This window comes from Bacteroides sp. 2201st1_D9_2201SCRN_220225 (genome assembly GCF_040928965.1).
Classification (GTDB): domain Bacteria; phylum Bacteroidota; class Bacteroidia; order Bacteroidales; family Bacteroidaceae; genus Bacteroides; species Bacteroides stercoris.
In genome coordinates this window covers 23829-31109 of record NZ_JBCODG010000053.1, presented here as the reverse complement: position 1 = coordinate 31109, position 7281 = coordinate 23829, and the positions used below count along the sequence as shown (strand labels likewise).

Annotated in this window: 7 protein-coding genes and 1 tRNA gene; 4 read left to right on the top strand and 4 right to left on the bottom strand. The window is 42.4% G+C overall.

Going from position 1 to position 7281, the window contains the following annotated elements:
* Positions 1 to 177: 177 nt before the first annotated feature.
* A tRNA-Pro gene (locus AB5903_RS15880) sits at positions 178 to 252 on the bottom strand.
* A gap of 198 nt (positions 253 to 450) precedes the next feature.
* Between AB5903_RS15880 and AB5903_RS15875 the strand changes: the two genes are divergently transcribed.
* Together AB5903_RS15875 and AB5903_RS15870 are read left to right on the top strand one after the other, a co-directional pair.
* Positions 451 to 789 (top strand): hypothetical protein, encoded by a 339-nt coding sequence (locus AB5903_RS15875; RefSeq protein ID WP_117742450.1) that lies wholly within the window; start codon positions 451 to 453, stop codon positions 787 to 789.
* Positions 790 to 811: 22 nt separating this feature from the next.
* Entirely contained in the window at positions 812 to 1183 is a 372-nt protein-coding gene (locus tag AB5903_RS15870) for a lipocalin family protein (protein WP_272709893.1), read from the top strand.
* Here the strand turns inward: AB5903_RS15870 and AB5903_RS15865 are convergent.
* The 3 genes from AB5903_RS15865 to AB5903_RS15855 form a co-directional block, all read right to left on the bottom strand.
* A complete protein-coding gene (locus AB5903_RS15865; RefSeq protein ID WP_217733698.1) occupies positions 1078 to 1764 on the bottom strand; it encodes a hypothetical protein in 687 nt (228 codons plus the stop codon). The two genes, AB5903_RS15870 and AB5903_RS15865, sit on opposite strands and share 106 nt — an antisense overlap.
* Before the next feature lie 184 nt (positions 1765 to 1948).
* Positions 1949 to 2755 carry a M48 family metallopeptidase gene (locus AB5903_RS15860; RefSeq protein WP_005654186.1) on the bottom strand — a complete coding sequence of 269 codons (807 nt, stop codon included), beginning with the start codon at positions 2753 to 2755 and terminating at the stop codon, positions 1949 to 1951.
* A 92-nt stretch (positions 2756 to 2847) separates the two neighbouring features.
* Positions 2848 to 4035: an aminotransferase class I/II-fold pyridoxal phosphate-dependent enzyme gene (locus AB5903_RS15855; protein WP_005654188.1), complete on the bottom strand. Its 1188-nt coding sequence runs from the start codon at positions 4033 to 4035 to the stop codon at positions 2848 to 2850.
* 205 nt (positions 4036 to 4240) lie between these two features.
* On the opposite strand from AB5903_RS15855, the gene AB5903_RS15850 reads away from it, so the two are divergent.
* Together AB5903_RS15850 and aspS are read left to right on the top strand one after the other, a co-directional pair.
* On the top strand, positions 4241 to 5284 hold the full coding sequence (locus AB5903_RS15850; protein WP_016662596.1) for a diacylglycerol kinase family protein: 1044 nt from the start codon (positions 4241 to 4243) through the stop codon (positions 5282 to 5284).
* Positions 5285 to 5503: 219 nt separating this feature from the next.
* Entirely contained in the window at positions 5504 to 7261 is a 1758-nt protein-coding gene (gene aspS, locus AB5903_RS15845; RefSeq protein ID WP_005654194.1) for an aspartate--tRNA ligase, read from the top strand.
* The last annotated feature ends 20 nt before the right edge of the window (positions 7262 to 7281 follow it).

Sequence of the window (7281 nt, the reverse complement as noted above, 5' to 3'; positions counted from 1 at the left end):
CAGAGCTTTCTTCCTGTTCAGACTGGCGAAAATTTATGCATAAGCTATGAATCCCTCAGGTTTTTACGTTGACCCATGAATCCCTCAGGTTTTTACGTTGACCCGTCAATTCAACCGCCCCCATTCGAGCAACAAAAAAGGAGCTACATTTTACTGTAACTCCTTGATTCTTATCAGTCGGGGTAGCGGGATTCGAACCCACGACCCCCTGCTCCCAAAGCAGGTGCGCTAACCGGACTGCGCTACACCCCGAATGTTTTACTTCTTAAAAGCGAGTGCAAAGGTAAAATCTTTTTTGATATAGACCAAATATTTTTATAACTTTATCTGAAATAAAATTATAAATATCTGAAATACAATATACAGGAACGGTTAATTATTCACTGCCTCTTTGATACATTCTCTTTTATATCTATTTTTGTAGAAATAATCTTAATAAGATCAGAGAATATGAAGTTGACTAAACCTTTTTTATTTGTTTCCATTATCTTGTTGGGATGTGCTTCCTGCAAAAATAAAGCCGGAACTATGGAACAAGAAAATGCTGAGCTCGGTACAGAAGAGATTAACGATTCCGTACATCAAGCACAAGGCATAGTCATGGATGCTACCATGAATGGGTTTACAATGGTTACCTCGAAAAAGGACACCTTATATATAAGTACAATGGATCGGAATATAGCCTTGGAAAAAGGACTATTAATAGGAGATACATTAGAGGTTTCATACACGGTCACCGAAGATGAGCCCGGCATTAATATCGCATCTGCCATAACGAAAATACATTGACTCACTTTTAAAAATATATAGTATAAAAAGACTTTTATTGGCAACCGCCGTATTGGTTATTGCAATGTCTGCTTGTAATGAAAAGAAAAGCAAAGACTCTATCATTGGCTCATGGATAATGCCTATCGAAGGGCAACCGGGAAAAATGCAGGGTATCAAACAGGAAGAGGGTGGAGATGCCTCTTCCATTAATATGGCTACACTGGTATACAAATATTGGGAGCAACGGGGAGATGAACTTTATCTCACAGTAAAAAGCATTGGCAACGGTATGGAAATAGAGAACCATTATTTCATCCTTGCAGCAATAGCCAGCAGTACCCCGAGCGCAACGCCCAAGATAGCGGCAAACAAAACTCTTACCTCATCCGGCAACAAGAAAGTAATGGTATGAGCCGGATACCAGAAAAAAGGAATCGTTTTCTTAAAAACAAAATTCCATTGCGTATCCCAATTAAGATGCGTAATGATACGCGCCATCGGAATAGGGGTAATAAGGCTGCGGAGCGAACCGCCACAATCCAGAATGTGTGTATCCGTTATCTTATGAAATGTCATAAATACAGGAGCAAAGATTGTGTTCATGGCAACAGATACAGCCAAAGCAATCCATAACTTGTCCAAACAGCAATCGCCGTTAATTATCGCCGAAGCATCCGCCATCCCCATATACTCCATGAACTGCGGCACACCTTTAGAAAATACAATCATCGCCATATTGATTCCCATGCCTAAGATACCCCATACGACCGCACGGGAAAGCACTCCAAATCCTTTTCTGTTATATACTCCGGCACTGATGCGAAGCCCCAGCATCTCACCTAAAGTAGCAAGCACTCCGAATTTCAAGAAACTCATTACCATACCATGTGCGGCATTGAAAGACCTATACCAGCCGTAAACTGCATCACTCACGAAAAAAGGTAAGAAGATTACGATTAGGATGAAAACGAAAAGGGAATCTTGCTTTTTCATTCAAATGTTATGCTTTTCATTAATAATAACAGCAAACATACTAAAATAAAACCAATATCAAAGCAATCGGATAAGTAAAGTCAATAATTTGAAGCAAAAGTACGTTTTATTCTTTTATTATAAAGAAAAGAGGCAGAATTCAAATGGAATCCCGCCTCTTTCTGTAATTTGGAAATGCAACCTCTTATTGCTTGTTTTTCATATATTCATCAGCTTTCTCCTTGGCACGGGCTACTCGTTTTGCCGTATCCGGATGAGATGAAAACATCTTTTGGAATTTAGATTCTTTGGGAGCGTCCGCCGAAAGTTCCAGCAGTTTATTCAATGCATTATACATGGCATAAGGATCCAAATTATGCTTTATAGAAAATTCAAAACCGTAATCGTCCGCTTCCGTTTCCTGCTTCTGCGAATATTGCGCACCAGCCAAGGCTTCCGCCATAGCTCCCAACTCGGAGTCGGTCAGCTTTGACACGGTAGAACTCGCAGCACCCGCAGCATTCTTCACGGCAGAACGAAGATATGCGCTCTTCATTGCATCTTTGGAGTCCGTATGAATTACGTGACCTATCTCATGGCCTACCACAGCCATTACTTCATCATCCGTCATGATATCCATTAATCCGGCGCAAATACGTACGCTGCCGTCACCGCAGGCAAAAGCGTTTACGTCAACCACTTCATAAACCCCAAAATTCACTTTCAAACCATCCACTTCTTTGATATGTCCGGTCAGTTTCTCCAGGCGCTTGCCATATTCCGTATCAGGCTTCGTCAAAGGATTGTGAGTATCCATCCATTGCATATACTCCCTACTCATAGCTGCAATATCAGCATCCGAAAGAGTTATAGCTTTAGCAGCATCCGTACCGGCTTGAACAACCTTACCTACATTGATTTTCTTACCACCAATTTTAAATTGCGCATAAGCAGTTGTAGTACAAGTCATTCCACATACAACAGCAGTAAAAATCAGAATTTGTTTTTTCATGTTGTTTGGTTAGTTTAAATGGGTTTATAAAAAGAAAGCCGTTTAACCGATTCACGATTAAACGGCTTTTATCTTTGCTTCAAATTGTTCCTTTACTTGATTATCCCCAATTCCCTAAAGCATTTTGTCAACTTCTCAACTGCATAATCCACTTGTTCTTTAGTATGGGTAGCCATTAATGCCACACGTACCAATGTATCCTGAGGAGCACATGCAGGCGGTATAACCGGATTGATAAAGATGCCTTCATCAAAAGCCATCTTCGTTACGACAAAGGTCTTTTCCGTATCACGCACATACAAAGGTATAATGGGCGACTCTGTTTCACCAATCTCAAAACCTGCATCACGGAAACTCTTCAATGCATAGTTAGTGATATCCCACAGACGTTGGATACGTTCCGGTTCGGATTTAATAATGTGCAGTGCTTCACGAGCCGCTGCCGTTGCCGCCGGCGTACTACTTGCCTGGAATATATAAGAGCGGGCATTGTGGCGCAACCAGTTGATAACCTCCTTGTCGCCAGCAATAAAACCACCGATAGAAGCCAATGACTTGCTGAATGTTCCCATTATCAAGTCAATATCTTCGGTCACTCCGAAATGATCGCATACACCGCGGCCTTGCTTACCGAATACACCTAATCCGTGAGCTTCATCCACATAAATGCTGGCATTATATTTCTTTTTCAGACGAACGATTTCCGGCAGGTTGGCCAAATCGCCTTCCATTGAGAATACACCATCTACAATAATCAGTTTCACCGCATCCGGTTCGCACTTCTGAAGCTCTTTTTCAAGGTCTTCCATGTCATTGTGCTTATACTTTAACTGTGTGGCGAACGAAAGGCGGCGTCCGTCTACAATAGAAGCGTGGTCGCGGTCATCACAGATGATATAGTCACCACGTCCTACCACTGCGGGAATAATGCCCTCGTTCACAGTAAAACCGGTAGAAAAACAGAGCGCTTCGTCTTTTCCTACGAACTCGGCCAATTCTTTTTCCAGTTCAACATGTATATCAAGAGTACCATTCAAAAAGCGGGAACCGGCACACCCTGTACCATATTTTTCAGTGGCAGCTATCGAAGCGTCAATGATTCGCTTGTCATATGTCAGTCCCATATATGCGTTTGAACCGAACATCAGAACTTTTTTGCCATCCATCATTACCTCTGTATCCTGATGGCTGTTAATCGTGCGGAAATACGGGTATACCCCTTTTGCCATAAATTGTTGCGGCAAATCATATTTCGCGAATTTGTCTTGCAGTAAACCCATGAAATGTCTTTTATATAATGAATATTAATCCTATTAAAAACAAGTTCTTAAAAACAGGGGGCAAAGATAGCAAAATATGTTGTTATCTGTTTCATTTACTCTAAAAAATCTGCCCTAACTCGTTTTAAGAGATTCATATGGTTAAAATTTAAAGGATTTATATTACTTTTGCATGAAGAAATTTCCTATAGTAATATCCGTTTAAATGGACGATAGTAAAAAGAAAATATCATTTATAATAAACCCCATATCCGGTACTCAGGGTAAGGAGCAAATATTGAAATGGCTTGATGAAAAGTTGGATAAAAGCCGGTATATACCGGAAGTAATCTATACGGAACGGGCGGGGCACGCAGTTGAAATAGCCGCCCTAAAAGCTAAAGAAGAAGCTTTTGCCGTTGTTGCTATCGGCGGAGACGGAACTATTAATGAAATAGCACGTTCACTGGTACATACCAAAACTGCATTGGGAATCATTCCATGCGGTTCGGGAAACGGGCTTGCACGCCATCTGCAAATCCCTATGGATGCCAAAAAAGCAATCAACATCATTAACGAAGGATTGATAGACATTATTGACTATGGCAAAATCAATGATGTTCCTTTCTTCTGTACCTGCGGGGTAGGGTTCGACGCATTTGTCAGCCTGCAGTTTTCCAAAGCCGGCAAGAGAGGCCCGCTCATATATCTGGAGAAGACATTGCTTGAAAGCCTAAAATATAAACCGGAGACATACGAATTGGAAATGGATGGCAGCACACTGCGATACAAGGCTTTCCTGATAGCATGCGGCAATGCCTCACAGTATGGGAATAATGCTTATATCACTCCGCAAGCCACATTAAATGACGGATTGCTGGACGTTACAATTCTGGAGCCTTTTACCGTATTGGATGTACCGGCATTATCATTCCAGTTGTTCAACAAGACTATCGACCAGAATAGCCGTATAAAGACTTTCCGCTGTAAGACGCTCCGCATCCATCGTTCCAAACAGGGGGTTATACATTTCGATGGAGATCCGATGATAATGGGAGAGAACATCGACGTAAACATAATCAAAAGAGGATTGCAGGTCATTGTGCCCAAGAATGTGGAAAAAGACTCTTCGAATGTATTGCAGCGTGCCCAGGACTACATCAATGGCTTGAAACAAATAAACGAAGCCATCCTGGAAGATATTACCCATACAAACAGAATGATATTGGATAAAGGCAAAGAACAGATTAAAAAACTTAGAAAGAACTAACGCCTTCTGCAAGAGAGCCGGAACAGTATGGAAGATTGGTATTTTTCTGTCCGGCTATTATATAAAGTCGCTTTTTAAAAATAAACTTATCTGTTTTGATACGTCTGTAATATGTTTTATGTATTTTTGCACGATATTTATCCGTTTTTAGCAATGGTACATCTCTGATGTTGCATCGCCAAACAGTAAACAGTAAATTGTAAAATAGTAAATAATAAGATGTATAGATCACACACCTGTGGAGAATTGCGTATCTCCGACGTTAATAAGCAAGTGACGCTGGCAGGTTGGGTACAGCGCAGCCGTAAAATGGGCGGCATGACATTCGTAGACCTCCGCGACCGTTACGGAATCACCCAATTAGTGTTTAATGAAGAAGTAGATGCCGAACTTTGCGAACAGGCCAACCGCTTGGGTCGTGAGTTCGTAATTCAAATAGTAGGAACGGTCAACGAACGTTTCAGCAAAAACAAAAACATTCCTACGGGAGATATTGAAATCATCGTATCGGAATTGAATGTGCTGAATTCAGCCTTAACTCCTCCTTTTACAATTGAAGACAATACAGACGGCGGTGACGATATCCGTATGAAATACCGTTATCTGGATTTACGCCGTGCAGCAGTACGCAAGAATTTGGAATTACGCCATAAGATGACTATTGAAGTGCGTAAATACCTGGACAGCAAAGGATTCATTGAAGTAGAGACTCCTCTTCTCATCGGTTCTACACCGGAAGGTGCACGCGACTTTGTCGTTCCTTCACGCATGAATCCGGGACAATTCTACGCATTGCCGCAAAGCCCTCAAACATTGAAACAGTTGCTGATGGTTTCGGGTTTTGACCGTTACTTCCAAATCGCAAAATGCTTCCGCGATGAGGACCTCCGTGCCGACCGTCAACCGGAATTTACACAGATCGACTGTGAAATGTCTTTCGTACAGCAGGACGATGTAATCGAACTTTTCGAAGGTATGGCAAAATACCTCTTCAAAGAACTGCGCGGTGTTGAGTTGACCGAACCGTTCCAACGTATGCCATGGGCAGATGCTATGAAATATTACGGTAGCGACAAACCTGATTTGCGCTTCGGCATGAAGTTCGTAGAGTTGATGGATATTATGAAAGGTCATGGTTTCTCTGTATTTGACAATGCCGCATACATCGGCGGTATCTGTGCGGAAGGCGCTGCAAGCTACACCCGCAAGCAACTGGATGCCTTGACCGAATTCGTAAAGAAACCGCAAATCGGAGCCAAAGGAATGGTATATGCCCGTGTAGAAGCTGACGGCACTGTGAAATCAAGTGTCGATAAATTCTACACGCAAGAGGTGCTGCAAGAGATGAAAGCCGCTTTCGGTGCAAAACCGGGCGATTTGATTCTTATTTTGAGCGGTGATGACGTAATGAAGACCCGCAAGCAACTGAATGAGCTTCGCCTTGAAATGGGTAACCAATTAGGCTTACGCGACAAGAACAAGTTTGCATTGCTTTGGATAGTTGACTTCCCGATGTTTGAATGGAGCGAAGAAGAAGGCCGCCTGATGGCTATGCATCATCCGTTTACCCATCCGAAGGATGAAGATATTCCTTTGTTGGACACAGATCCTGCAGCCGTTCGTGCCGATGCTTATGATATGGTATGTAACGGTATTGAAGTCGGTGGCGGTTCGATCCGTATCCATGACGCTCAATTGCAGGCCAAAATGTTTGAGATATTGGGATTCACACCGGAAAAGGCTGAAGAACAATTCGGTTTCCTGATGAATGCCTTCAAGTTCGGCGCACCTCCTCATGGTGGTTTGGCTTACGGCCTCGACCGTTGGGTAAGTATCTTTGCCGGCCTTGACAGTATTCGCGACTGCATTGCGTTCCCGAAGAATAATTCCGGTCGCGATGTTATGCTGGATGCACCTTCGGTTATCGACCAAAAACAATTGGACGAGCTTAACCTTATTGTGGAGGTAAAAGAATAAAAACAAGAGAATAGGAGAGA